Genomic DNA, 24993 nt, shown 5'->3' on the forward strand with positions numbered 1-24993 from the left:
GGGCATGGGGTAATTAATATATTTCTTAACTATGCCCAATCCCCTATGCCCAATTGCCATACATATGTACTGTATCCGCTACTATAGGATGAGGTATTTTCAGCACAAGATTTATGAAAGAGTTTTGTCTTCAGGCTCCCTTTCAAGCAACAGGCGACCAACCTCGTGCGATCGCCCAACTTGTTACCAGCATCAATGAGGACAATCGGTATCAAACTTTACTAGGTGCGACGGGAACAGGGAAAAGCTTGGGACACGACGATCCGGTGTTTGTCGTTGAAAAACACCATTCGCAAACCCGATTGCAAGTCATCTCCATTGGCAAACTTATCGATAGGTTAATAGCACAATCAAAAGAAAAAGTCTGCCATCATGGAGATACTCTTATCTTAGACGCTAACAGTACAGAAGTTGAGTATTATGCTCAATCCTTCAATCCAGAAACTTGTGCTGTTGGTCTATACAAAATCCGCTCATTCATCCGTCACAGTGCTCCTAGCAAAATGTACCGTTTACAAACAGCTTGTGGACGAAGTGCTACACTGACTGGAGACCATAATTTATGGGTGTTGCGAGACGGACAACTGCAACTTATCAAAACGGCAGAAGCCCGTGTAACAGACTGCGTGCCTTTGCCAGAAAAATTATTAGCAGATGTCAACTTACAAAGCCTTGATACTCTTGCTGTTCTGTCTGGTAAACGTTTATTTGTAGAAGCACCAGAAGCAATCCTAGCTTACGTGACTAACCACAGCACAAATAATCTGGAAGGTTATTGGGACTCAACTAAAGGATACGTTGGTGCTAAATCTACTCACAATCGTTTACTTGCCCAACAAAAACTTACCCCTGAGTTTTTGCGCTTAATGGGTTACTATATTGCGGAGGGCAACCACCAACGGGGTTACATAATAATAGCCAACCGCAATGAAATTGTGCGCCAGGATATTGAAGCTATCCTATCGCAACTGGGTATTCCCTTCAGTGTGCGACCATCATCAGACTACCAAATTTCATCAACTGCATTAGCTGAATTATTTGCTCGTTTGTGTGGTAAGACAGCGAAAGACAAACATCTTCCTGAATTTTGGACTCAACTACCAACCGAAGTACTTGGACAGCTCTTACGAGCTTATTTCGATGGTGATGGCACAGTAGCCAAGAGTAGCGCTGTTACAGCAACTACCGCAAGTCAGAAATTAGCTTCCGATTTAGTTTACGCGCTTTCATGCTTTGGCATTTGGGCAAGAATAGCCCGTAAATGGAAGCGAGCCACTAATTCTCAGCATAGTGGCAATTGGTACTACCAAGTTTGTGTATCTGGTCAAGCTGACTTAAAAAGATTCCAGCAGTTCGTTGGTTTTTCCATTACTTACAAACAAACAGCTTTAGCTGCACAACTGCAATATACAGAACACTCCAACGTTGATGTTGTTCCGATAAATGGAGAACAACTTCGTTGGCTAAGAAACCAACTTGGTATGAGCGTGAAATCGTTAGGTGAGAGTAGTGGTATCTCCCGTAGTGCAGTACAATTGTTTGAGACTGGAAAGCGTCGCCCAAGACGGATAGTACTCATACAGCTACTTGAGACTTTGCGTGTCAATGCAATGCAAAGAAAGGGCTTGACTGCTCTTTGGTGGCAGGTGTGGAAAGCTATGGAGCAGTTATGTAAGTTACGATGGACACCCATCGCTACAGTAGAGGAAGTTGAGTATCAACATCCATATGTCTATGATTTTTGCGTGCCTGGGGCAGAAACATTTTTAGCAGGACATGGTGGCTTTTTTGTTCACAACACCTTTACGATCGCTAGCGTGATTAGTCAAATAAAGAAACCCACCCTAGTCCTAGCTCACAACAAAACTCTTGCTGCACAACTTTGTAACGAGTTGCGTGAATTCTTTCCCAATAACGCAGTTGAGTACTTTATCAGCTATTACGATTATTACCAACCGGAAGCTTATATTCCCGTTACTGATACTTATATAGAAAAAACAGCTTCGATTAACGATGAAATAGATATGTTGCGTCACTCCGCAACGCGATCGCTCTTTGAACGGCGGGATGTCATCGTTGTTGCCTCCATTAGCTGCATCTACGGTTTGGGAATTCCATCAGAATACTTGAAAGCTTCCATTCCTTTTCAAGTAGGTATGGAAGTAGACCAACGGGAAATACTGAAAGACTTAGTATCAGTTCAGTACAGTCGTAACGATCTAGAAATTGGTCGCGGACGTTTTCGGGTTCGGGGAGATGTTTTAGAAATAGGTCCGGCATATGAAGACCGAATCATTCGTGTAGAATTTTTTGGTGATGAAATTGACTCGATTCGTTACGTCGATCCAGTTACAGGTGAAATTCTTAAGAGTGTAGAAGCAATCAATATTTACCCCGCACGTCACTTTGTCACCCCAGAAGACAGGTTAGGGGCGGCTTGTGATGCGATCGCCGCCGAACTCAAAGAGCGCAAAGCACAATTAGAGGAAGCCGGAAAATTACTAGAAGCGCAACGTATAGACCAGCGTACTCGTTATGACTTGGAGATGTTACGGGAAGTCGGTTACTGTAACGGTGTAGAAAACTATTCCCGTCACCTAGCAGGACGTCAACCAGGTGAACCACCAGAGTGTTTGATTGATTATTTTCCCAAAGACTGGCTGTTGGTGATAGACGAATCTCACGTCACCGTACCCCAGATACGTGGAATGTATAACGGTGACCAAGCACGAAAGCGAGTGTTAATCGAGCATGGCTTTCGTCTTCCCAGTGCTGCTGATAACCGTCCGTTGAAAGCGGAGGAATTTTGGACAAAGGTAGACCAGTGTATTTTTGTTTCTGCAACTCCAGGAGACTGGGAATTGGAAATTTCTGAGTCTCATGTGGCGGAACAGATAATCAGACCAACGGGAGTGATTGACCCAGAAATTATGGTGCGTCCTACGGAAGGACAAATTGATGATTTGTTAGGTGAGATTAGGGATAGAATTGACCGCAGCGAACGGGTGCTAATTACAACATTAACCAAGCGCATGGCAGAAGATTTAACCGAATATCTAGAAGATAATAGCGTTCGGGTAAGATACCTGCATTCAGAGATTAATTCAATTCAGCGAATTGAGATTTTACAAGATTTGCGCGATGGGAATTTTGATGTTTTGGTAGGTGTGAACTTGCTGCGGGAAGGTTTAGATTTACCGGAAGTTTCCCTTGTGGCAATTTTAGATGCTGACAAAGAAGGATTTTTGCGTGCAGAGCGCTCCTTGATTCAAACTATTGGGAGAGCCGCACGTCACATTCGAGGACAAGCTATTTTATATGCCGATAACTTGACAGACAGCATGAGCAAAGCTATTTCGGAAACAGAAAGGCGTCGCAGCATTCAGATAGCTTACAACGAAAAGCACGGGATTACACCCAAACCAATTGTTAAAAAATCGAAAAATGCCATTTTATCTTTTTTAGAAGTTTCAAGACGCTTAAACGCAACTGAATTAGAAACAATCGAACAAAATGTAGACGATTTACCCTTAGAAGAGATTCCACAGGTAATTACTCAGCTAGAAGAATTAATGAAAGAAGCCGCAAAGAAACTGGAATTTGAAGAAGCAGCAAAGTTACGCGATCGCATTAAGCAACTTCGAGACAAATTAGTAGGACATGAGTAGGTTGGGTTGAGGAACGAAACCCAACATTGAGGGAGTGGGGAGTAGGAAGTAGGTTGGGTTGAGGAACGAAACCCAACATTGAGGGAGTGGGGAGTTATAGGCATTTGTTGAGTTTCTCCACAGCGCTCCCAACCCACAAAAATTCGAGATACCTTGTAATATTGGGGTTGGGGGGATCTACAACGCGTAAAAACTTGAAATACCATTGAAGTTGCGTCAGTCCTAAGTAATTTTATAAAGCAAGCACCATGGTTCAAACTTTACCAAAACCAGTTACTGTTGAAGAATTCGCCGCCTGGTATCCAGAAAACTCAGAACGGCGTTATGAACTACATCAAGGAGCGATTGTTGAAATGCCTTTACCAGTTGGTGAACATGAAGAAGTTGTTGGATTTTTAGCGACAAAATTGTCTGTAGAATATAGTCGGCTCAATCTTCCGTACTTTATTCCCAAAACAGTTTTTGTTCAACCACCTCAAATTGAGTCTAGTTACTCACCAGATATTTTGATATTAAATCGACTTAATTTAGTCAATGAACCTATTTGGAAAAAGCAATCGATAATTACTTTGGTTCAGTCGATTCCTTTGGTAGTTGAGGTAGTAAGTACTAACTGGCGTGACGATTATCATAAAAAGTACGCTGACTATGAAGAAATGGGAATACCTGAATACTGGATTGTTGATTATGCTGCATTAGGCAGTAGGGAGTTTATTGGCAAGCCCAAACAACCTACTATCTTGGTTTGCGTTTTGGATGAAGGTGAGTATCGCGTCAGCAAGTTTCGGGGTAATGACCGTATCCAATCCCCAATATTTCCAGAGCTTACCTTAACTGCCGAGCAAATTTTTCAAGCAGGAAACAGTCCATCAGTTTGATATAGTTTTCCTTTAGTGGCACTGCATCATAGTGGAGACCCGAACTGGTTCAACCCATATTGTTGGTCAAGCTATGGTTCAAAATTTTGGTCACGCAATGGTTCAAATCACACTTATGATTTAGTCCGCCTTCACGGACTTTGTTTGTCTAACCGCGACTTCCAGTCGTTAGGGATAAGAGGTTATAAAAGCGGATTTGGGATGAATAGTAATGAATACTGTAGGCGCAGTGGAGAGATGAAAGCCCATTTTGCCATTTGTGAAATCCTATTGAGGAATCTGGATGCCTCTTTCAACTTCGTCAACAGTATTATTGATGGGACAAAAACAGTAACCTCTTACGCCAAATCAGCCATAAAATCACTGAGCTTTCTTTCAATAGCATCTAGTTGTTCACAAGCAGATTCAATCTCCTGGAGTTCCAGGTCAACCCTAGCTTGACCTTCTTGTTTTGCTTGAATGACAAATTGTAGTTGCTCTTGAAAATTTTTAATTCTTTGTCCCATGACTATTTGGATCTTCACCTTCGGAGTTCCAAATAATACCTCCGTTTGTGACTAACAATTTTGGATTAATCATAAGGTCAACGGCAAAGGGTTTCTGAGAACTCGAACTTTGTGTAATGTAAAGAAGACCAGGGAGAGGACCAAAAAAGCCCGCTTCTGTTTTTCCTTCTAGAGATACCCTAAATATACTAATGTCCTGAAATTTATTTATTTTCAAGACCCCATCCTCTTCAAGTGTCAGAGTTTCGCTACCGGGCTTTTGCTTTAAAGAAACGGGATTATTTTCTATTTTCGGTGCATTAACTACTGCTTGAAGCTGTTTGGCAAGCTTTTGTGAAATTCTGGCAATCTGCCGTTGGTAAATTGAATTAGTGTAGATAACATTTAAATCAATGTTATCTCCGTTGATACAGATAGTTCCGTCTAATGAGATACTAGAACTCGCAACTCGGCGCTCTCCCTCAAATGCAAACTTATTACCAACCTTTGAGTAAGTCCCACATATAGTAAATAGTTCTGTACTAGAGTTGGCTGTTTGCACAGGAGCAGTGAAGAAGAATCTGCCGTCGGTATAAAACGTCCATTCTGCGCCTTTAAATATCAGTTGCGTATGCTGTGTTCTCCACTGGATTCCCTTGAGCAATTTAATCTCCGGCTCTCCTTCGCCTGTTAGCCGCAGCATTGAGTTTACTTCATCAAAAGGTTCTAGCAGGTTAGAGGTAGAGACCATAGTAACAAACGCTTCTAGTTGATTAGCAATCGCTTCATTATAGGGCTGCTGGTAAACGCTTACCATACATATAGTCTAAAAATTAAATAAGATCCCTATATTTAGTGCTACCTTTAAAATATCTAGAGGCAAGTTTTATGACTGTGCAAATTAGCATTGAGCTTCCAGAAGCAGCTTTTTCAGCCCTACGCAGTAGTCCAGAAACTTTTGTGCAAGAAATGCGCCTAGCTGCTGCTGTCAAGTGGTATGAAGTTGGAACACTCTCCCAATCAAAAGCTGCTGAGATAGCAGGTGTCAGTCGTCAAGAGTTTCTGGAAGCCCTTTCGCGCTATAATGTATCGCCCTTTCAAGTAACTCCTGAAGAATTGGCTGAGGAGTTGATGCGTGAGTAGGCGGTGGGTGATTAATGCCTCTCCACTGATAGTTCTGGCCAAGATTTCCCAGATAAATCTTATCTTACAGCTTTGTGATGAGGTTGTAATTCCTAGTGGAGTCGTCCAAGAGATTAATACAGGACCTAAGGATGACCCAGCTAAAATTTAGTTTAATAACGAAGCAATTTTTTGGATGAGAGAAATAAAACAAATCGATCCACTAGTCGCCTCTTGGGATTTGGGATTGGGAGAAAGCCACGTTCTTTCATGGGGATATAACAATCCTGGTTATGAAGCGATTTTGGACGATCGGGCTGCCAAAAATGCAGCATTAGCCCTGAAAGTTCCAGTGCGCAGTACTTTAGGTGTTATTTTACTAGCCAAGCAAGAAGGTATAGTACCTGCGGTTAAACCTATTTTTGAGCAACTAGTTCAAATTGGATTTAGAGTAAGTCCACAAGTTTTAAGCGCAGCACTGCGCCTTGTTAATGAATCGTTCTGAAAAAGCCCTACGCTAATGGTAGAGAGAATCGAAAGGTACTTCCTTTGTTAAGTTCGCTTTCTACCTGTATCTCACCTTGCTGTAATTGAACAAGACGCTGGGAGATAGCTAAACCCATCCCAGTTCCTGTAGGATGGCGGATGCGCGATCGCTCTGACCGCCAAAATCGATTAAAGACAAAGGGTAAATCTTCTGCTTTCAATCCATGACCTGTATCGATGACTGCAATCCATAATTTGGAAGGTTCGCTCCAAACACGCACTGTAATAGAACCTTGAACAGTGTATCGGACTGCATTGCCAAGTAGGTTGACCAAAATTTGTTCGACTCGTTCGGGATCGGCGGAGACTAAGGGAGGATTGGGGGGACACTCCAAACGCAACTCCGGACCTTCTTCTAAAAGTTGATCGGAGAACCTTTGAATGAGAGAGACGAGTAGTGGATGTATATTGAAAGATTGTAAATTAATAGGTAAATACCCGGCTTCAGCTTTGGAAAGTTCTTGCGTATCATTAACTAACCGATGCAATCGAGTTGTTTCTCTGCTTAATCTTTGAAATACGTCTGCTGAAGGTTCAATTGTTCCATCTGCCAAACCCTCTAAATAACCTTCTAAAATTGTCAGTGGTGTCCGCAGTTCGTGAGTTAAGTCTCCGACAAGTTCCCGACGACGCTGTTCTACACCTTCTAGGTGTGATGCCATTCGGTTAAAGCTAGTGGCAAGGCGATTTAACTCAGGGATTTCCGTTTCAGGTACACGTGCTTTCAAATCTCCTTGAGCAAACTTTTGGGTAATTTTTTCCATCTCAACAAGAGGTTTGAGGATGTGCTTGGCAATTACGTAACTCATACCACTTGCTACAGTGACACTCGTTAGAAATAACCACCAAGCTCCCCACATTGAGGTTTCTTCAAATTCCTCAACTAGCTCGTAGCGAATTTTACCAAGGTCAAACCCTCGTCCTTCCAGACGGTGTAAGTGCGAATCAAAAGTATGAAACGAGAATAATTTACTAACTACGACTAAAGTACTTAGCCCAGCTAGCATCACAACAATATGGGAAAATAGCAATCGATAACGCAGGCTCAGTTTACTCACAATTTGTCTTGAACGATCGGGTCTTCAAATTTATAACCGACTCCAATCACAGTTTTAACAAAGATTGGACTGGCTGGATCGGGTTCTATCTTTTTCCTGAGTCGTGCGACATGGGTATCAACAACCCGCTCATGAGAATATGCATTACCGAAAATCTTGGTAGGGGCGCAAGGCAAGAGCGGCCCTACACGTTTATTTTGGATTTGGGATAATTTATTTTTTGGTGTTTCCTTACTGCATTCTATCAATTGTCCGATATTGTATGGCTTCAGCAACATACTGAGGTTTCAAGTTATCATCCCCTGCCAAATCTGCAATTGTCCGTGCTACCTTAAGAATGCGATCGCTCGCCCTTGCCGATAAACCCAATTTTCTAATTGCCCCTTCTAACAAATTGCGGCTGCTATCATCCAAACTACACCATTTTTGAAGATGGCGGCTTTGCAGTTGTGCATTGCTTGATAAATTCGCTTCATTTTTGAATCTGCGATTTGCAATATCGCGTGCCTGTTGCACCCTGTCTCTCACAATTTCAGAGGATTCTCCTGTTGGTTGTTGGGTAATCTCTTCTGGTTTTAAACGCCTTACAGCAACTTGCAAATCAATTCTATCCATTAAAGGACCCGAAAGCTTAGCCCAGTATTGCTCTCGTTGCCTGGGCGTACAGGTACAGTTTTGGATGGTATCTCCGTAATAACCGCAAGGACAGGGGTTTGTACTGGCAACTAAAGTAAACTGAGCGGGAAACATAACTGAATGTCTGGCACGGGAAATTGTGACATACCCATCTTCTAAAGGCTGACGCAAGAACTCCAAAACATCTCGTTTGAACTCGGTGAGCTCGTCCAAAAACAGGATGCCCTTGTGCGCTAAGGAAATTTCTCCGGGACGTGGAAAACCACCACCACCCACCAAAGAAGAACCAGAGGCAGAATGGTGAGGACTGCGGAAGGGGCGATCGCGAACCAGAGAACCCCGATTTTTTAACAATCCTGCAACGGAATAAATACGAGTTACCTCCAGAGCTTCCTTCAATTGCATTCCTGGTAGTATTCCAGGCAAACGACGTGCCAGCATGGTTTTGCCACTACCCGGAGGACCAACAAACACTAAATTATGCCCACCCGCCGCAGCAATTTCCAAAGCACGGCGGGCATGAGCTTGCCCTTTCACATCTTTTAAATCCGCTTGTCCTGAAGTTGAACGTAATATTTCTACAAAATTATCTAACTGCACGGCTTTGTATCGCTTGGGATTGTTTAAAAAACCAATGACTTCAGACAAATTTTTAAAGCCGTAAACTGCCAATCCTTCAACTAAAGCAGCTTCCTGTGCATTGTCCGCAGGAACAACTAAACCTGCAATGCCCATCTTTTGAGCAGCAGAAGCGATCGGCAAGACACCAGCAACCGGAAGAAGGCTACCATCCAAAGACACCTCACCCAGAAAAAGATAATCACCTAATAACTCAGCACTGACTTGTTGGGAAGCCGCTAAAATTCCCACACTCATTGGTAAATCAAAACACGGACCTTCCTTTCGTAAATCCGCAGGCGTAAGATTAATCACTATTTTTCGTATGGGAAAAGCAAAACCAGTGTTCTTGAGAGTTGCTTTAACCCTTTCTTTAGCTTCTTGAATAGCGGGATCTGGCAGCCCCAAAACGACAATTCCCGGCAATCCTCCTGACACATCCACTTCAACGCCGACTTTAACGGCATCGATGCCGACAATTGACGCGCTCCAGACTCTAGCTAGCATAAGTCTCAATATTGATTAGAGATCGTTATAAAATCTCTAGCAGAACAACTAATCAATTGTCATGAGTGAAACTACAGAAACGATTTTCAGCAAAATCATTAGGCGGGAAATTCCAGCTAATATAGTTTATGAAGATGAATTGGCGCTTGCCTTCAAAGATATCAATCCCCAAGCCCCCGTTCATATTCTTATCATTCCTAAAAAACCAATACCCAAATTATCTGATGCAGGCTCTGAAGATGCTGTCCTTCTAGGGCATCTATTATTAACTGCTAAACGTGTTGCTGAAGAAGCTGGGCTAACTAATGGGTATCGTGTCGTTATAAACACGGATGCTGATGGCGGTCAAACTGTTTACCACTTACATTTACATATTTTAGGTGGAAGGCAGTTGTCTTGGCCTCCTGGTTGATTGAGCACTTCTACTACAATAGAAGCGTCCTCCCCAAGGAGACGCTTTTTTCAATTCGGTGTCATCATAGTATAGTAAAAACTTGGAGACAAAACTACGGTTTACGCACGCCCCTTAGCAAGATTAATTGAGCAATTGCAACGCTTACCTGGAGTAGGTCCAAAAACTGCCCAACGATTGGCATTGCATATCATAAAAAGACCAGAGGCAGAAGTTGAGGCTTTGGCACACGCTCTCATAGAAGCAAAAAAGCAGGTGGGCTTGTGTTCTGTTTGCTTTCACCTATCTTCTGAACCTGTTTGTGAAATCTGTCGCAACGCAAACCGCGATAATACAACTCTCTGTGTCGTGGCTGATTCTCGTGATGTGATTGCCTTAGAAAAAACCCGTGAGTACAAAGGTAAATATCATGTTTTGGGCGGAGTTATTTCCCCAATTGATGGCATTGGTCCGGAACAGTTGACTATCCAACCTTTAGTAAGACGGGTGAGCCAGCAAAAACCTCATGAGGTCATTTTAGCCATCAGTCCCAGCGTCGAAGGTGAGACAACGACACTGTATATCGGTCACCTTATAAAACCATTTACTAAAGTTACACGAATTGCTTTTGGGTTACCTGTAGGTGGAGATTTGGAATATGCCGATGAGGTGACTTTAGCAAGAGCCTTGGAAGGACGCCGAGAGTTAGATTAGTTTTATGGTCAATTGTCATTTGTCATTGGTCATTGGTCATTGGTTAATTGTCGGTCATTGGTTAATTGCCATTTGTAAGCTAAAAAAAAGCACCAACTGTAGGCAAGTTAGGTGACAATAAATCCAGGCAAGGCTTTCTCAAACCAAAATCTAAAATCTAAAATCCAAAATCCAAAATCCAAAATGGTATCAGTCATATGGTTACTCAACTAGAATCTACCACTAAAGCAGATATAATTTACCCCGATAGTGACGGTAAACCAATGTCAGATAATACCAAGCAGTTTCGTTGGATTACGGTGATTTACTACAATTTAGAGTGGCTGTTTGCTAACGTACTGGATGTGTTCGTAGCGGGCGACTTGCTGTGGTATCCAGTTGAGGGGAATAATAACATTCGTATCGGCCCTGACGTTATGGTTATCTTTGGCGTTCCTAAAGGAGATAGGGGTTCTTATATGCAGTGGAAAGAGGGCAACATTCCTCCACAAGTCGTATTTGAAATACTCTCTCCTGGGAACACTCAAACAGAAATGAATAAGAAACTTGTATTTTACGATCGCTATGGTGTTGAGGAATATTATTTATACGACCCTGACAAAAATGATTTAAGTGGTTGGGTGCGCTCTTCAGAGCGATTTGATGTCATCGATCCGGTACATAATTGGGTCAGCCCAAGATTAAAAATCCGCTTTGATTTGTCTGGAAATGAGTTATTGATGTACCGTCCTAATGGAGAACCATTTGCAAGTTATTTAGAAATTTCTCGGCGTTTAGAAGAGGTACTGCAACGAGCCGAGCAGGCAGAGCAACGAGCCGAAGAAGAACGGCAACGAGCTGAAAGGTTGGCACAGAGGTTGAGAGAGTTGGGTATTGACCCAGAGCGAGTTGATTGAGGGAACTGCAAAATAATCAATCACCCCTTCTTAGCAAATAGCTCCCTGGCTCATTTGAGAGATTCAAGAACTTGTTGAGCAGCACGGTGACCACTGCGGATAGCACCTTCCATATAACCACGATACTCCACAGGAGCCGTATGCTCTCCTGCAAAGAAAATTTGACCTGCTCTTTGCGTTAGGTGTGGGTCAAAGCGAGCTAAATCTCCGGGTCTAAAGTAGCAGTAAGCGCCTTTTGCCCATTCATCAGCGCTCCAATCGTAGGAACGAGAAGTCAAAATTTGAGGTGCTTCAGGATACACAGTACGTACTGTAGCGATCGCACGCTCAACTGCGTTTTCAGATAACTCTCTACTTCGACTCCCTCCACTAAAACAGGAAAGAATTCTTTCTGTCCCCATTTGTGCAAAACTTGGTTCCCACATAACTTGATATTCAGCATCCAGCAACGTTATCCCAAGGTTGGGTTTAGACCAAAAGCGATAGGGATATTGCAGTAGTGTCTTCACCAAACTCCCATAGGGCAAATGAAAAATGGCAACTTGCTGGGAGTTTGTCAAAGGAGCATCTATCGGGATTTGACGCAGCACGCTCCAAGGAATCGCTACTATAACATTGTGAGCACTCGCCTCCACTAAACCATTTGCTGTCTCAATACTGACAGTTACAAGATTGTTCTCTGTTTGTTTAATTCGACGCACGGGGGTCTTTATATGCACTCGATCGCCCAAAACTTTCGCTAAGGCATCAACTAAACGCGAACTCCCCCCACGAACACGCATATTGCAACCACTTGCGCCAAGCGTGTTAGAATAATAAGCAAAAAATCCTATACCAATTAACTCCGGGTCAGTGGCAAAAAGCGATCGTGCTGATAAACGAGCAATCCATTTGGCAAAAGGCGCTAGTTCGTTTGTCTCCAACCACTCATCAAGAGTTCGCTGTGGATCGTATTGCTTTTCAACCAGAAGTTGAAGCTTTTCAAATAAACTTATCTGAGCAGCCCGTTGTTCTGCGCTAAAAGACTCCTGATTTTTGAGCATTCCCCCATCATACCAGTACAAGTCATTGGGAAATTGGCAAGCAGGATCGAGTTTGAGACCAAAAGAAGCAGCATAAGCCATTAAAGCAGTATGGAGATCGTCAACAAACTCAGCACCCAAATCGCCATACTGTCCGGCGCTCAGTTCTACGGTATGGACTCGACCCCCCAGACGCTCTTGTGCTTCAAAAACTTGTACTTCCTGACCTGCAAGTACCAATTCATAGGCTGCACTCAGCCCTGCTAATCCTGCACCAACGACAATAGTTTGAAGTGGCATGCGCTTAAATCCTGTGACGTTTTTTGACGATAAAGCAATTGCGATTGGCTGAAATGATATTTTAATGGTAGCAGGAGCTTGGAACTCGCGCTTAGAAGTCTTCCTCATGCCCTCATCCCTAATTTTCAAACCTATTTCATTCGTTCAGCATACTGATAAAAAAGGCACAACCTTCCATTAGTCAGAGGAAAGAGCATTTTGAGATTTCTAATATCGATCTAGAACCTTAAAACTACAAACAAAGCATGAGAGATACCGACCGCTTAGCGATGGCTCGCGATTCATTGGAAGGAAAAGTGCAACACGACGAATTTAACTGTCCAGATAAGATGCGAGTGAAAACCTAAGACTCATTAATTCGGATAAAGGAGCGTAACACCATGCGATTTAAAGACAGAACACAAGCAGGTCAATTGTTAGCAAAGGAATTGGCTGCTTATGCGAATCGTCCAGATACCTTGGTGTTAGGGCTTCCACGTGGAGGTGTACCTGTCGCTTTTGAAATAGCCAAAACCTTAAATACTCCCTTAGATATTTTTGTAGTACGCAAACTGGGTGTACCAGACCAAAGAGAACTGGCAATGGGAGCAATCGCTTCTGGAGGGGTAAGGGTCTTAAATGAAGATATTGTGCGATCGCTACACATATCCGAAGCAGAAATAGACCAAGTCACAGAAAAAGAACAGCAAGAACTAGAGCGCCGCGAACACCTTTATCGAGGCGATCGTCCTTTTCCAGAACTGCACGAACGGACTGTGATTTTGGTGGATGATGGTTTGGCGACAGGTGCTACAATGCGTGCTGCTGTTATGGCATTGCAAAAATACAACCCTGCCAAAACAGTTATTGCTGTACCTGTGTCCGCAATGGAAACTCGCGACGAGTTTGCAGCTAAAGTAGATGAAATCATCTGTGGGTTAACACCAAACCCCTTCTACAGCGTTGGCTTGTGGTACGACGATTTTCCGCAAACAACGGATGAAGAGGTTCGTAACCTATTACATAAAGCTGCAAATAAAGAATGGCTAATGGCTAATTGCTAAGAGCTAATTGCTAATGGCTAATTGCTAATTGCTAATGGCTAATTGCTAAGAGCTAATTGCTAATGGCTAATTGCTAATGGCTAGTAGATAAGAACTAATAACAACAATATGAAAGTAGCACCAGAGATTACTTATCGCAATGTCGATAAAACAAATGCTCTTGATAATTTAGTCAACGAAAAAGTTGGCAAGTTAGAGCAGGTTTGCAATCACATTAGTAGCTGCCACATCGCAATTGAAAAGATTCACGATCGCCCGCGTAGTGGTTCTCCTTACCGAGTGCGAATCGATATGACTGTACCACCCGGTCATGAACTTGTGGCAGAAAGTAATCCCGCAGATGACAACCAATATGCGCCTGTAGAAGCGGTGATTCGAGATGCATTTAAAGCGGCTGTCACTCAGTTGAAAAAACTCAACGAAAAACAGCAAGAGAGCGATAAATCTCAAACTCACACAGATGCAGACGAAACAACAGCACTTGTGACCAAATTATTTCGTGAGGATGGATATGGCTTCATTAGAGCCTTAGATGGTCAAGAAATTTACTTCCATCGCAACAGTGTCCTTAATAATGACTTTGACCGTATAGCAATAGGTACGGGTGTTCGTTTTTCTATGGTTATGGGAGAAGAAGGACCCCAAGCATCTACAGTGCAAATTGTAGACAAGCCCGGAGCTAATGCTGGCAAGTCAGAACAAACCCTAATTGAACCGCCATTAGGCTATTAACTCAATTTGTGTATTCAACTTAACAGTCGATGGAGTAATGTTCAATAGCTGAGACTCAAAAACAAGGACAACCAACAGAAAATACGTAGGTTGGGTTGAGGAACGAAACCCAACATTTCCATGCCTTTGTTGAGTTTCTCCACCGTGAGTCCAACCCACAAAAATTCTTATCCGAGTAGTCCTGAACGTCGATGGAGTAATGTTTAATGGCTGAGACTCAAAAACAAGGCTAAGAAAGATATAGACCGCATCCTTTGGAGCAAATTAATTGACACAAAGAACCAGTGACCGGTGACCAATGACCAATGACCAATGACCCGCGAGCGGTCACATTAATTCGGATGGGAGAAGTTAGTTTAGATCCCCGACTTTTTTAAGAAGTCGGGGGTCTGGCAACTCCTCAAAATCAACGCGGTCAAGTACTACTCCCTTTCCGGTATAAGATTACCTATCTTCTTTTTCTTTTTCCTTCGTGCTCTTTGCGGTTCATTTAATTAAGTAATTTTCAAACGGGATAGAAGTCGTCTAAAGTCCAGTTCCTTGGAAATTTCTAAAGCTGCTTTACAGATCCCAAGAATCATTTTGTAAAACCACGCGGTAACCATCAGGATCTTCAAATGTCGCTCCGTTCCTATCCCAGTATGGGTTATAGGATTTTACAGGTTCATATCCATTGATCTTCATTCTCTCAATCGCTTGCTGCCATTCTTGTCGATCTTGAAAGTAAAAAACAATTAAATTATCTTCAGTAGGAGCACGACTAACAGAGTGTCCGTGATGATGGGTAAACTCAAAGTGATATGCTGCACCTGGGATTCCAACCATGACACCATCGAATTCATCATGGTTTTTAAAGGAGTATAAAATTTCTAATCCCAAACCATCTGTATAAAATTTCAGTACTAGTTCAAGGTTATCGGTTGGGCGAGCAACACGCAAAGTTTTTCCTTGCATCATAAAAGACCTCTTGCATCGTAAGGATTGGACGCAGATTGGTGAAGCATTTTTGATGACAGCAATTTTTAAGCTGGCAACATCTCTACATCAACTGACTGGGTCTTGCCGTGCTTTTCAAGTAACGGCAAAAACTGGTGAATCAAACCGATTGTAACCGCAGGTAGCTCCAACTGAGGCGTCAATCCTACATCATTCATCTGGTAAAAGATGCGAATTGCTTGCGGATTCATTTCCGCCAGACGGCGACCGATATCAGGACTCGTAAATTCAGATCCTTGACCCCAAATAATTGCGGTAGGAACCTTTAGCTTTGTGATGTACTGTGACAAATCAAAGCACAAATCTCCTCGAACAAAAGAGAGTGCTGCATACTCCGCATTGCCTTGTTGAGCAGATTGAACATATGCCTCAACAATTTCGGGATAAATTTGCTCTGGCTTGGCAAATTGGCGTTGTTCTAAAAAACCACGAACACCGAAACTATTGGCAACCCCTGTGCCGTAAAGCAGTTGATTGAGAAATGGAATGTTGATTGATTGGGCAAATTGGGCGAAACCGCTATTACGGTAGTCTTGTCCGAACTCGGCTAAACCAGCTGCTGTAGTCAAAATCAACGACTTAAATAATTCAGGACGAGCGATCGCAGCCCGAATTGTGAATGCCGCCGTTAATGCTGAAGCAATCACCGTAGTGGGAGCTTGACAGGTCTGCTCTATGAATTCTGTAACGATCGTAATGTAATCCTCCGCTTGATAACTGCGAGCAGGGCGATCGGACCGTCCCCAACCAATTAAATCGGGTACCAAAATGCGATACTCTGCTGCAAAAGCCGGATAAACTTTTGACCATTCATAGGCAGAGGAGCCACCACCGAAGCCATGCAGAAAGACTAGCGTTTCTTTTGAGTCTTCACTTCGATCGTCCCACGGTTCTCCCTGAGCCGTGTAGTAAACCATCTTGCCAAACTTGGTCATAATGGAGCGACTGCCAAATCCAGGTGGTAAAAACATTGTTCAACCTCATCATGCTACAACGGTTATCACTTCAAGTGTGCTTGCAGTCGCTAATTGTTTCATTATCCTAGAGGCTAGATTGAATTAATCTCTTCAAGAGTTTGTTTTGCCGATTTCCAAAGATACATTGAGTCAACACCTACTCCGATCAAGCTATATCCTGCTTCTTTTGCAGATAAAGCATCCTGAGAATTAGTAGTAAAAATGCCTACTGGTATATTTTTTTTCAAACATGCCTCTTTAACAGAACCAATTGCTTTCTGTACATCAGGATGATGAATCTGACCGGGCAGTCCCATACTGCCGGAAAGATCGAATGGGCCAATAAGTATAGCATCGAAACCAGGAACATCAATTATGGATTCAATGTTTTTCACTGCATCAATGTGTTCAACTTGTAGAATAATGACTATGTTTTCGTTTGCCGTCTTCAAGTACTCTGGAAAACTCATTCCATAGTTTTGTGCTCTCGCAGTTCCAATACTCCGACTTCCAAGTGGAGGGTATAAGCAAGCATCGATGGCATATTTGACCTCTTGAGGTGTCTTGACTTGAGGCAGAATTATCCCATCACATCCGGTATCTAGTACCCTTTTTATCCAAACGCTGTCATTCCAAGGTGCCCTAACTAAATTTGCACAGCGCCCGCCAGTTGCTTGCATAATTAACTGGACTTTTTCTAAACTGAGAGGCCCATGTTCCATATCTATCCAAAACCAGTCAAATTCAAGTTTTGACAAGACTTCAGCAGTTTCTGAGCATGGGAGTATGATGACAATACCGATGAGAGTTTCTTTTTGGTTTAGTCTTTGCTTAAAGTTAATTGCCATTAAAAAACCTCCAAAGCTTCGATCCTTAAGAAAAACCATTACAACAAAGGCTTCGGGCAGGAGCCAGTATTACCGTCACTCATAGCTGCTTCCTGCCTTCTTCAATTTACTAGAAACCCAGATCCTTCGTGACGTAGTACAATCGAGTCTAAAACAGAATGGCACGAAGCGAGAAAGTAAGAGAAATGCTCCCTTACCATAGCCCAAAGTCTTGTGTTGACAAAAGTTATGCAGTCATCAACTTTTTGCGTAACAAGCGTCGAGGCGTCCTCATATGAGGATAAGCCTTGGGACGACGATGGGCGAACTCTAGGTTCAACTCGTCGAGGGCGATATGGAACAGCTTTATGAACAATAACTTTTAACAGAGTACGATAAACTGTGTAACGTTGAGAATAAGCTACAGACAAAAATTGAGGACATACATTGACGAATGTGATGGCGAGTGCCTTGTAAAGATAATCTTAAGGTCGGAGTCCCATAAGTAGTACCAGTATCCCATATGACAAGGAAACAAATTATTTCCTTTTATCCAACCCACACAATACATTTAGAGATTTAAGATTTACTTTATAAACGTTCTCTTAGAATATTCACAACCAAGGAGCATTAGAGATGAAAGAAGAAACCTATAATACAGAATTTATTGATGACGATATAGTAGATGAAGAAGAATTAATAGATGACAAAGATACTACTTTACAATACGATCCCGACAAAATTAATATTGTAACAAAAGAACCAACTATTGAACAGTTATTAAGACGAATTGATGAAGAAGCACTTGATTTAGCGCCTGACTTTCAACGTCAAGCAAACATATGGAAGGATAATGTTAAAAGCCGACTTATTGAATCTATCCTCATTCGCATTCCGCTACCTGCTTTTTATATGGATGCTACCCATGAAGATAAATGGTTAGTTGTAGATGGATTACAACGACTATCTGCCTTAAAACAATTTGTTACTGATAAAAATCTAAAGCTCACAGGTTTAGAGTATCTCAAAGAATTGGAAAATAAAACTTACGATCAATTAGACCGTAGATATCAGCGACGAATTGAGGAAACTCAAGTTACAGTTTATTTGATTGAAAAAGGTACTCCTGTTGAAGTCAAATATAACATTTTTAAAAGAATTATACAGGAGCTTACCTCTATCTTCCAAAATTACGTCATGCTTTAAACCCTGGTAAAGCAAATAAGTTTTTGATTAAACTTACAGAGAGTAAAGAATTTCAACAAGTCATTCCTTTAAGTGATGCTAAAAGAAAACGTATGGATGACCGTGAGTTTGTACTTGGATTTTTAGCTTTCTATCTAACTTCTTATAAAGATTATAAAGATTCAACTAGAGATTCTTTCTTAAGTAAAGCTTTGTCTAAAGCTAATAATTTATTAGATGAAGAGATGGAAAAAATTGAACATAAATTTAAAAATGTAATGATTATAGCTTTAGAAATTTTTGGAAAGGATTCTTTCCGAAAAATTTCTAACAAAAATAAAAAAAAGTATCCAATCAATAAATCATTATTTGAGGTCTGGTCATTAAATTTATGTGAACTGAATGACGATAAGATTGAGATTTTTTAGAAACGTATAAAAATATTAATTGTTACTTTTAGTTTTTATGTAGATAATGATAAAGAGTTTTTAATGTCTATTTCTCAAGCTACAAGTAAAATAGAGTACAGATTTAGCACTGTTGAAAAAATTATTCAGGAAGTACTTATATGATCCATTCATTACGTTTACTTAATTTTAAACCTTTTGAAAATCAAAGTCTTAAATTTAAATCACTCACGCTACTTTCTGGCCTCAATAGTACTGGGAAATCATCAGTACTACAATCATTACTACTCTTGCGTCAATCATATCAACAAGGTTTGTTACCTGACATAGGTTTAGCATTAAATGGGGATTTAGTTTGTATTGGTACAGCGCAGGATGCTCTTTTTGAGGGTGCAGGTAAAGAAGATTCCATTGGCTTTGATATTATTTGGGAAAATGGAATAGAAGGAATATGGCGTTTTAAATATGACAGAGAAGTTGATGTATTGAATCTCGCATCACAAATGCTTACGGAAAAAATTTATGAATTAAATCTTTTCCGTAACAAATTTCATTATCTTCAAGCAGAGCGTGTTGGACCAAGACCCTTTAATGAAAAGTCAGATTATCAAGTAAGACGACTAGGACAAATTGGTACTAAAGGTGAATACACTGCACACTTTCTCTCACTTTATAGAGACAAAGATATTCCAAATAAAGAACTCAGTCATCCAAAGGCAAAGTCTTGGAATTTAATTAATCAAGTTGAAGCATGGATAGGAGAAGTTAGTCCTGGCACTCGTATCAAAATCTCTCCAAAACCAGATGTAGATTTGATGAGTTTTCAATACTCTTATGGAGATAGTAACCCTTATCGTGCAACAAATGTTGGTTTTGGAATCAGTTATACTCTGCCCATTATTTTAACAGTATTGTCGTCACAACCAGGGACTCTGATTATAATTGAAAACCCCGAAGCTCATCTACATCCCAAAGGACAAGCGAAAATGGGTGAGTTGCTAGCACTTGCAGCTAGTTGTGGTGTTCAAGTTGTGATAGAAACCCATAGCGATCATGTGTTAAATGGAATTCGTCTTGCTGTTCATGGTGGTAAGCTTGCTCCTGATGATGTTCAATTGCATTATTTTCAACGCAAGGAAAAAGAAGGTTTAGCTTTTTCTGAAGTCGTTTCACCACGAATTGATAGAAACGGGAGAATCGATCAATGGCCAGACGGTTTCTTTGATGAATGGGAAAAGAGCTTAGATGCTTTGCTAGAACCAGCAAGAGAGTGAAACATGGATATCGACCTCATCTTAAATGAACTCTCTTTACAGGAACCAGCGCCTAATCAAGAAGTCGCAAAACAATGGATGTCCTGCTTTATTAAGACTATTAAGACAGTTAAGGATCGAGGTGTGAAGGTTAATCTTCGCACTAAAGATGATTTTTATACTACAGTGCTCGCACCTAATTACCCTCTTCGTCGCTGGTTTAATGATAAAAGTGTAGATCAAGTCGAGCGACTTTTTATTAAAACTTTAGCCACAAAAACACCTTTTTCAACAGAGATTGCGAATTTAGAAATTAAGAGTATTGAAAATAATACTGGCTCGTCTGAATTTAGACATCAGGGAGAGCAAGCGATTGGACTTGGTGTTGCTTATCTTCTTAGTACAATGTCAGTTAGCTTACTTTCAAAAGAAAAATGGAATCGGAGTCAGCTATTGTTAGAAATGATAAGAATGGATGACGATGAAGATGGAGAAATAGTCAATGAAATTGTAGAGATTGTTCATGCAAGTTGTAGCGAGCATATATATGAACATACAAGTTGGTTTCAAAAGTGTATCCGTGAAAAAGTTCTTAATGGATTAGATATTTGGAATCGAAGAGAGGAATTATTTCCTAATCTTGTGTTTTGTGAGGATGTCTATAAGCAAGTACAGAGTCTGAGCGGTGGTGACCCAATATTACGGCAAGTTATTAAGCGGCTGTTTGAAATGGAAGAAACTTGCAAAAGCTGGACGGATGGAGTATTTGATATCGACAGTTTTCCTTGCAAGGTTTCTCCAGAAAGTGACTCAAGGTTGAAACGATTGAAAAAGGAATTAACTTTTAAATGTCCTGATGGCAATGAGCGTGTTTTCAGTTGGCACGTTCGTATGACTCCAGGGGCTTGGCGACTTCACTTTTTTGTAGATTCAGAACTAGGAAAAATTATCATTGGTTACATTGGGCTAAAAATTATGTAATTTTCCGTAATAGATATCTGGTGAAAAAGCATATCGATGAAATGTTGGGTTGAGGAACGAAACCCAACCTACACAATACATTTGGCAATTCAAAATTTACTTTGTAAATGACCTCTAAGGATTGGACGCAGATTAGTTAAGAAGTTTTGCTTAGCTTTAAGCTGATAGTTAATGGTGTACCAAAAATATCTACCTGCTCGTAATAGTCAGCATTCTCAAGCTCTTCAAAGTCAATGTTTTTAGCAAGCACTTCATTCTTAACTAATTCAAGATGAACTTTTAGCGCCTCTAAAACCGCTCCTGATGTTTTTATACCCAAGTCAATTCGAGCAGACACTTCAAGTTTTGCTTGTTTTCTTGCATTTTGCAGCAGGCGGATGGTATCTCGAATCAGCCCTTCTTGAATTAATTCTGGTGTAAGTTGAGTGTTGATTGCTGCTAAATAACCGTATTCTTCAAGGGCTACATAGTTGGCTGGGCTTTGAGCTTGAATGAGAAATGCTTCGGGTTCAAAGTGATAAACTTGTTCATTTAGTTCGATCGCAGTCTCTTTCCCTTCTCGAATATTACGGACAATTTCGCGATTGTCAAAAGTTTCCAGCACTTTCCTAAACGCGGGTAGCAAATGACCAAGCCGTTTGCCCAAAAGAGGTAAATTGGGTTTCACGGTATAATCTACGAAATCTGCCGTTACGTCTAAGTATGTCACCGATTTGACGTTAAGTTCTTCTTGTAGCAAATCTTCTAAACTCCTCAACCCTGCAAGCTCTGCCTCGCTTTGAACTCGTACCAGAACTTCGGGAAGGGGTTGACGTGTTTTAACTCCTGCCATGGCACGGGCTGCCCGTCCTAGCTCAACAATTCGCACAAGTGCATTCATGTCACGCATTAGGGAATCGTCAATCAAGGTAGCATCCCACTGAGGCCAGCTTCCTAAATGTACGGATTCCGGTTCGTTTGGAAAGATACTGAGGACTAAGTTTTGATAAATGTGCTCGCTGATAAAGGGTGCCATAGGAGCCATTAACTTAGCAACGATCGCGAGTGTGTCATAAAGAGTTTTATACGCCGAGAGTTTATCGCAATCGCCCTTGACGCAAGCCGTACCCAGCTTATCGTTAGTCGATTTCCAAAATCGGCGTCGGTTGCGACGGATATACCAATTTGAAAGATCGTTCACCACAAAGTCGCGGATTATACGACTAGCAGTAGTCGGCTCGTAAGCGTCGAGTTTATCTGTGACATCCCGCACAAGTGCATTAGTTTTGGATACCAACCAGCGATCGATAGCAGGACGTTCTGTCACCGGAATCACACAAGTCAAATCGGGTTTATCGAGATTGGCATAGAGAACTAGAAAACTGTATGTGTTCCAAAGCGTCATAAAGAAGTCGCGCAACGTGTCCTCCACCAATGCTTGGGAGAAGCGTTTGGTGCTGTCGCTTGGGCTTGAGCTATAAAGATACCAGCGTAGCGCGTCTGCTCCTTGAACGTTTAATACAGTCCAAGGGTCAACCACATTACCCTTCGACTTGGACATTTTCTCGCCCTTCTCATCAACAATATGTCCCAGCACGATCGCATTTTTAAAGGCAGGGCAATCCTGTTTGATGCCGGACAAAACACCTGCTTGTCGCTCTGGACTACCAGTATCTGTCAGCAGTGTTGCTAGAGCATGTAAGCTGTAAAACCAGCCGCGAGTTTGGTCAATTGCTTCACAAATATAGTTTGCTGGAAAATTCTCTTGCAGGATGTTTTGATTCTCAAAGGGGTAGTGCCATTGTGCGTAAGGCATTGCACCTGACTCAAACCAAACATCAACAGTATAGGGAACACGTTTGAAGCACTTCCCATTCTTCTCAAAACTGATTTCATCAATGTAAGGACGATGCAGATCTAACCCTGACAAATCCCGCCCTGTCAGTTCTTCAAGTTCTTTAATGCTGCCAATACAGAGAGACTCGCTTTCATCTTCACTCACCCAAACAGGTAACGGCGCACCCCAATATCGCTCGCGAGAAACTGCCCAATCAACGTTGTTTCTCAACCAATCCCCAAATCGACCATCCCGGATATATTCCGGATGCCATGCAATCTTGTTATTGTTGTCAATGAGCTTGTTTTTGACTGCTGTCGTGCGGATGTACCAACTTTTTTTGGCGTAGTTGATGAGTGGCGTTCCATCCCGGTAGTTGAAGGGATAAGTATGTCGGATAGTGGTTTTTCGATACAGCAAGCCCCGTTCTAACAAATCTCTAGCAATTTGCTCATCTGCATCCTTGAAAAATGTTCCCGTATAACGACCTTCACCCGCAGGTGCATCTGGCAATTTTACCTCAGGGTAAACTTTTCCCAGTAGATCTACAGAGAAGAGCATGGGGAGATTGTGCTTGCGTCCAAGCTCAAGGTCACCATATGCAGTCGCAACATGCAGAACGCCTGTTCCATCATCGATGGTTACTTGTTCATCTAGAATCACACGGAAACCTTGAGAGAGGTCTTCCCCTTCTGGAATACGACCACGTAAGATCGGACTGTATTGCAAGTTAACCAGTTCTTGACCTAAAAAAGTTTTCAGTACCTGGTAATTGTTTTCACCAAAGACATCATTGGCACGTTGGCAAGCCAGAATATAGAGGTCTTTTTGGTCTGGATTGCGATCGCTTGTTGCTGCTTCAAACAGACCATAGGTAGCATCACCTCTGACTGCAAGAGCAACATTTGCAGCCAGCGTCCACGGAGTTGTTGTCCAAGCCAAGATATAGACGGGACGTTCTCCAGATTCTACTATGTTACGTTCCACAAGTTGAGCTAGCTGTGCTGGAAATTTGGGATACACGGAGGGATCTTCCACATTCTCTCGATACCCTTGCGCTACTTCATGGTCTGAGAGACTGGTATTGTTGCGAGGACAGTGCCAAGTTGCGCGGTAATCTTCAAAGAGAAGACCCCGCTCCCACAGGGATTTCATTACCCACCAGCAGGACTCAATGTAGCTGTTGTCATAGGTAATGTAAGCATTTTCTAAGTCCAGCCAGTAGCCAATGCGATCGCTCATAGCATTCCAATCTTGAATGTACTCAAAGACCGATTGCTTGCAGAGTTGATTGAACTTATCAATACCGAAAGCTTCAATATCCGATTTTTTGGTAAAGCCTAACTTCTTTTCAACGCCAAGCTCCACAGGTAAGCCGTGAGTATCCCATCCCCCTTTACGTTGAACTCTATACCCTTGCATGGTTTTATACCGGGGGAACAAATCCTTATAAGCGCGGGAGATAACGTGATGCACTCCGGGCTTACCATTAGCAGTTGGCGGACCTTCATAAAAGACAAAATTCCCTTCAGGAGCCTCTTTATCGACTGACTTCCGAAATATGTTGCGCGTTTTCCAAAAGTCAAGAATTTCTTGCTCCAAATGTGGGAAGCAAACTGATTGTTGAACTTCTCTAAACATACTTAACCGCACTCACTCTTCATTTGACAAACTAAACGTTTGACATTCTTATCCCTTTTCATGAGGTAAAACAACAGAAATACCTCATACCTATGCATTGGGACGCTTAGGTGAGCGCGGTACCACCCAACTTTCCCAGAATCTCGCAATTCTGGACTTTATCGCTACTCCCTGACGGGAAGAGCGCTCTGCTGTAACGTGCAGAACACGGCTCTATCTACTCAAAGCTTTCGCTAAGGGAGACTAAAACTGAGGTTTCTGGCTTCCTGTGGAAATGCTTTTTTCGGAGAGCAGCTCGGGGAGGATTTTCGTTTC

Annotated in this window: 21 protein-coding genes, 2 pseudogenes and 1 other annotated feature (1 of these 24 only partly in view); of the genes and pseudogenes, 13 read left to right on the top strand and 10 right to left on the bottom strand. The window is 41.9% G+C overall.

Going from position 1 to position 24993, the window contains the following annotated elements:
• Positions 1-113 precede the first annotated feature (113 nt).
• Together uvrB and F7734_RS35580 are read left to right on the top strand one after the other, a co-directional pair.
• On the top strand, positions 114-3668 hold the full coding sequence (gene uvrB, locus F7734_RS66365; protein ID WP_155749214.1) for an excinuclease ABC subunit UvrB: 3555 nt from the start codon (positions 114-116) through the stop codon (positions 3666-3668).
• Between the two features lie 248 nt (positions 3669-3916).
• Positions 3917-4546, top strand: coding sequence for a Uma2 family endonuclease (locus tag F7734_RS35580; RefSeq protein WP_155749215.1), 630 nt, complete (start codon positions 3917-3919; stop codon positions 4544-4546).
• Positions 4547-4884: 338 nt separating this feature from the next.
• Here the strand turns inward: F7734_RS35580 and F7734_RS35585 are convergent, their stop codons facing one another.
• A complete protein-coding gene (locus F7734_RS35585; RefSeq protein ID WP_155749216.1) occupies positions 4885-5052 on the bottom strand; it encodes a hypothetical protein in 168 nt (55 codons plus the stop codon).
• On the bottom strand, positions 5036-5848 hold the full coding sequence (locus tag F7734_RS35590) for a hypothetical protein (protein ID WP_155749217.1): 813 nt from the start codon (positions 5846-5848) through the stop codon (positions 5036-5038). Before F7734_RS35590 ends, F7734_RS35585 begins: the two co-directional genes overlap by 17 nt.
• A 71-nt stretch (positions 5849-5919) precedes the next feature.
• On the opposite strand from F7734_RS35590, the gene F7734_RS35595 reads away from it, so the two are divergent.
• Positions 5920-6174 carry a UPF0175 family protein gene (locus F7734_RS35595; RefSeq protein ID WP_155749218.1) on the top strand — a complete coding sequence of 85 codons (255 nt, stop codon included), beginning with the start codon at positions 5920-5922 and terminating at the stop codon, positions 6172-6174.
• Between the two features lie 175 nt (positions 6175-6349).
• On the top strand, positions 6350-6658 hold the full coding sequence (locus tag F7734_RS35600) for a DUF3368 domain-containing protein (protein WP_243147264.1): 309 nt from the start codon (positions 6350-6352) through the stop codon (positions 6656-6658).
• Between the two features lie 7 nt (positions 6659-6665).
• Here F7734_RS35600 and F7734_RS35605 read toward each other — a convergent pair whose 3' ends face one another.
• The 3 genes and pseudogenes from F7734_RS35605 to F7734_RS35615 all read right to left on the bottom strand — a co-directional run bounded on the left by F7734_RS35605 (position 6666) and on the right by F7734_RS35615 (position 9518).
• Positions 6666-7706 carry a HAMP domain-containing sensor histidine kinase gene (locus F7734_RS35605; RefSeq protein WP_155749247.1) on the bottom strand — a complete coding sequence of 347 codons (1041 nt, stop codon included), beginning with the start codon at positions 7704-7706 and terminating at the stop codon, positions 6666-6668.
• 47 nt (positions 7707-7753) lie between these two features.
• Positions 7754-7915 (bottom strand): annotated as a pseudogene (locus F7734_RS35610) (helix-turn-helix domain-containing protein); the annotation flags it as partial.
• Positions 7916-7988: 73 nt separating this feature from the next.
• Positions 7989-9518 carry a YifB family Mg chelatase-like AAA ATPase gene (locus F7734_RS35615; protein WP_155749219.1) on the bottom strand — a complete coding sequence of 510 codons (1530 nt, stop codon included), beginning with the start codon at positions 9516-9518 and terminating at the stop codon, positions 7989-7991.
• A 61-nt stretch (positions 9519-9579) separates the two neighbouring features.
• Between F7734_RS35615 and F7734_RS35620 the strand changes: the two genes are divergently transcribed.
• The 3 genes and pseudogenes from F7734_RS35620 to F7734_RS35630 all read left to right on the top strand — a co-directional run bounded on the left by F7734_RS35620 (position 9580) and on the right by F7734_RS35630 (position 11519).
• The gene (locus F7734_RS35620; protein ID WP_155749220.1) at positions 9580-9930 is read left to right on the top strand and encodes a histidine triad nucleotide-binding protein; all 351 of its coding nucleotides are present in this window, start codon (positions 9580-9582) and stop codon (positions 9928-9930) included.
• Between the two features lie 96 nt (positions 9931-10026).
• Positions 10027-10623: pseudogene (gene recR / locus F7734_RS35625) on the top strand (recombination mediator RecR); the annotation flags it as partial.
• A 197-nt stretch (positions 10624-10820) separates the two neighbouring features.
• Complete coding sequence (locus F7734_RS35630) at positions 10821-11519, top strand: Uma2 family endonuclease (protein ID WP_155749222.1); 699 nt, start codon at positions 10821-10823, stop codon at positions 11517-11519.
• A gap of 50 nt (positions 11520-11569) precedes the next feature.
• Here F7734_RS35630 and F7734_RS35635 read toward each other — a convergent pair whose 3' ends face one another.
• Positions 11570-12949: an NAD(P)/FAD-dependent oxidoreductase gene (locus F7734_RS35635; protein ID WP_243147265.1), complete on the bottom strand. Its 1380-nt coding sequence runs from the start codon at positions 12947-12949 to the stop codon at positions 11570-11572.
• Positions 12950-13221: 272 nt separating this feature from the next.
• On the opposite strand from F7734_RS35635, the gene F7734_RS35640 reads away from it, so the two are divergent.
• Both F7734_RS35640 and F7734_RS35645 read left to right on the top strand, forming a co-directional pair.
• Complete coding sequence (locus F7734_RS35640) at positions 13222-13884, top strand: phosphoribosyltransferase (RefSeq protein ID WP_155749223.1); 663 nt, start codon at positions 13222-13224, stop codon at positions 13882-13884.
• 108 nt (positions 13885-13992) lie between these two features.
• Entirely contained in the window at positions 13993-14616 is a 624-nt protein-coding gene (locus F7734_RS35645; RefSeq protein WP_155749224.1) for an HPF/RaiA family ribosome-associated protein, read from the top strand.
• A 561-nt stretch (positions 14617-15177) separates the two neighbouring features.
• Here F7734_RS35645 and F7734_RS35650 read toward each other — a convergent pair.
• The 3 genes from F7734_RS35650 to F7734_RS35660 all read right to left on the bottom strand — a co-directional run bounded on the left by F7734_RS35650 (position 15178) and on the right by F7734_RS35660 (position 17416).
• A complete protein-coding gene (locus F7734_RS35650) occupies positions 15178-15573 on the bottom strand; it encodes a VOC family protein (protein ID WP_155749225.1) in 396 nt (131 codons plus the stop codon).
• A 65-nt stretch (positions 15574-15638) separates the two neighbouring features.
• Positions 15639-16583 (bottom strand): alpha/beta hydrolase, encoded by a 945-nt coding sequence (locus F7734_RS35655; protein ID WP_155749226.1) that lies wholly within the window; start codon positions 16581-16583, stop codon positions 15639-15641.
• A gap of 77 nt (positions 16584-16660) precedes the next feature.
• Positions 16661-17416: an aldolase/citrate lyase family protein gene (locus tag F7734_RS35660; RefSeq protein ID WP_166482355.1), complete on the bottom strand. Its 756-nt coding sequence runs from the start codon at positions 17414-17416 to the stop codon at positions 16661-16663.
• A 615-nt stretch (positions 17417-18031) separates the two neighbouring features.
• On the opposite strand from F7734_RS35660, the gene F7734_RS64180 reads away from it, so the two are divergent.
• From F7734_RS64180 to F7734_RS35675, 4 genes are all read left to right on the top strand, one after another.
• A complete protein-coding gene (locus F7734_RS64180) occupies positions 18032-18601 on the top strand; it encodes a DUF262 domain-containing protein (protein WP_243147266.1) in 570 nt (189 codons plus the stop codon).
• Positions 18602-18624: 23 nt separating this feature from the next.
• Positions 18625-19008, top strand: coding sequence for a hypothetical protein (locus F7734_RS64185; protein ID WP_243147267.1), 384 nt, complete (start codon positions 18625-18627; stop codon positions 19006-19008).
• A gap of 140 nt (positions 19009-19148) precedes the next feature.
• Entirely contained in the window at positions 19149-20261 is a 1113-nt protein-coding gene (locus tag F7734_RS35670) for a DUF3696 domain-containing protein (protein ID WP_155749228.1), read from the top strand.
• Positions 20262-20264: 3 nt separating this feature from the next.
• Complete coding sequence (locus F7734_RS35675) at positions 20265-21221, top strand: hypothetical protein (RefSeq protein ID WP_155749229.1); 957 nt, start codon at positions 20265-20267, stop codon at positions 21219-21221.
• A gap of 136 nt (positions 21222-21357) precedes the next feature.
• Here the strand turns inward: F7734_RS35675 and ileS are convergent, their stop codons facing one another.
• A complete protein-coding gene (gene ileS, locus F7734_RS35680; protein WP_155749230.1) occupies positions 21358-24678 on the bottom strand; it encodes an isoleucine--tRNA ligase in 3321 nt (1106 codons plus the stop codon).
• 95 nt (positions 24679-24773) lie between these two features.
• Positions 24774-24993: a binding site (T-box leader), on the bottom strand (it continues 80 nt past the right edge of the window).

It is taken from the genome of Scytonema sp. UIC 10036 (assembly GCF_009725235.1).

What these genes read in the sequence shown, in the direction of transcription:
- uvrB (WP_155749214.1), top strand. Translation starts at nt 114, where the DNA reads ATGAAAGAGTTTTGTCTTCAGGCTCCCTTTCAAGCAACAGGCGACCAA.
- F7734_RS35580 (WP_155749215.1), top strand. Translation starts at nt 3,917, where the DNA reads ATGGTTCAAACTTTACCAAAACCAGTTACTGTTGAAGAATTCGCCGCC.
- F7734_RS35585 (WP_155749216.1), bottom strand. Translation starts at nt 5,052, where the DNA reads ATGGGACAAAGAATTAAAAATTTTCAAGAGCAACTACAATTTGTCATT.
- F7734_RS35590 (WP_155749217.1), bottom strand. Translation starts at nt 5,848, where the DNA reads ATGGTAAGCGTTTACCAGCAGCCCTATAATGAAGCGATTGCTAATCAA.
- F7734_RS35595 (WP_155749218.1), top strand. Translation starts at nt 5,920, where the DNA reads ATGACTGTGCAAATTAGCATTGAGCTTCCAGAAGCAGCTTTTTCAGCC.
- F7734_RS35600 (WP_243147264.1), top strand. Translation starts at nt 6,350, where the DNA reads ATGAGAGAAATAAAACAAATCGATCCACTAGTCGCCTCTTGGGATTTG.
- F7734_RS35605 (WP_155749247.1), bottom strand. Translation starts at nt 7,706, where the DNA reads ATGCTAGCTGGGCTAAGTACTTTAGTCGTAGTTAGTAAATTATTCTCG.
- F7734_RS35615 (WP_155749219.1), bottom strand. Translation starts at nt 9,518, where the DNA reads ATGCTAGCTAGAGTCTGGAGCGCGTCAATTGTCGGCATCGATGCCGTT.
- F7734_RS35620 (WP_155749220.1), top strand. Translation starts at nt 9,580, where the DNA reads ATGAGTGAAACTACAGAAACGATTTTCAGCAAAATCATTAGGCGGGAA.
- F7734_RS35630 (WP_155749222.1), top strand. Translation starts at nt 10,821, where the DNA reads ATGGTTACTCAACTAGAATCTACCACTAAAGCAGATATAATTTACCCC.
- F7734_RS35635 (WP_243147265.1), bottom strand. Translation starts at nt 12,949, where the DNA reads ATGAGGAAGACTTCTAAGCGCGAGTTCCAAGCTCCTGCTACCATTAAA.
- F7734_RS35640 (WP_155749223.1), top strand. Translation starts at nt 13,222, where the DNA reads ATGCGATTTAAAGACAGAACACAAGCAGGTCAATTGTTAGCAAAGGAA.
- F7734_RS35645 (WP_155749224.1), top strand. Translation starts at nt 13,993, where the DNA reads ATGAAAGTAGCACCAGAGATTACTTATCGCAATGTCGATAAAACAAAT.
- F7734_RS35650 (WP_155749225.1), bottom strand. Translation starts at nt 15,573, where the DNA reads ATGATGCAAGGAAAAACTTTGCGTGTTGCTCGCCCAACCGATAACCTT.
- F7734_RS35655 (WP_155749226.1), bottom strand. Translation starts at nt 16,583, where the DNA reads ATGTTTTTACCACCTGGATTTGGCAGTCGCTCCATTATGACCAAGTTT.
- F7734_RS35660 (WP_166482355.1), bottom strand. Translation starts at nt 17,416, where the DNA reads ATGGCAATTAACTTTAAGCAAAGACTAAACCAAAAAGAAACTCTCATC.
- F7734_RS64180 (WP_243147266.1), top strand. Translation starts at nt 18,032, where the DNA reads ATGAAAGAAGAAACCTATAATACAGAATTTATTGATGACGATATAGTA.
- F7734_RS35670 (WP_155749228.1), top strand. Translation starts at nt 19,149, where the DNA reads ATGATCCATTCATTACGTTTACTTAATTTTAAACCTTTTGAAAATCAA.
- F7734_RS35675 (WP_155749229.1), top strand. Translation starts at nt 20,265, where the DNA reads ATGGATATCGACCTCATCTTAAATGAACTCTCTTTACAGGAACCAGCG.
- ileS (WP_155749230.1), bottom strand. Translation starts at nt 24,678, where the DNA reads ATGTTTAGAGAAGTTCAACAATCAGTTTGCTTCCCACATTTGGAGCAA.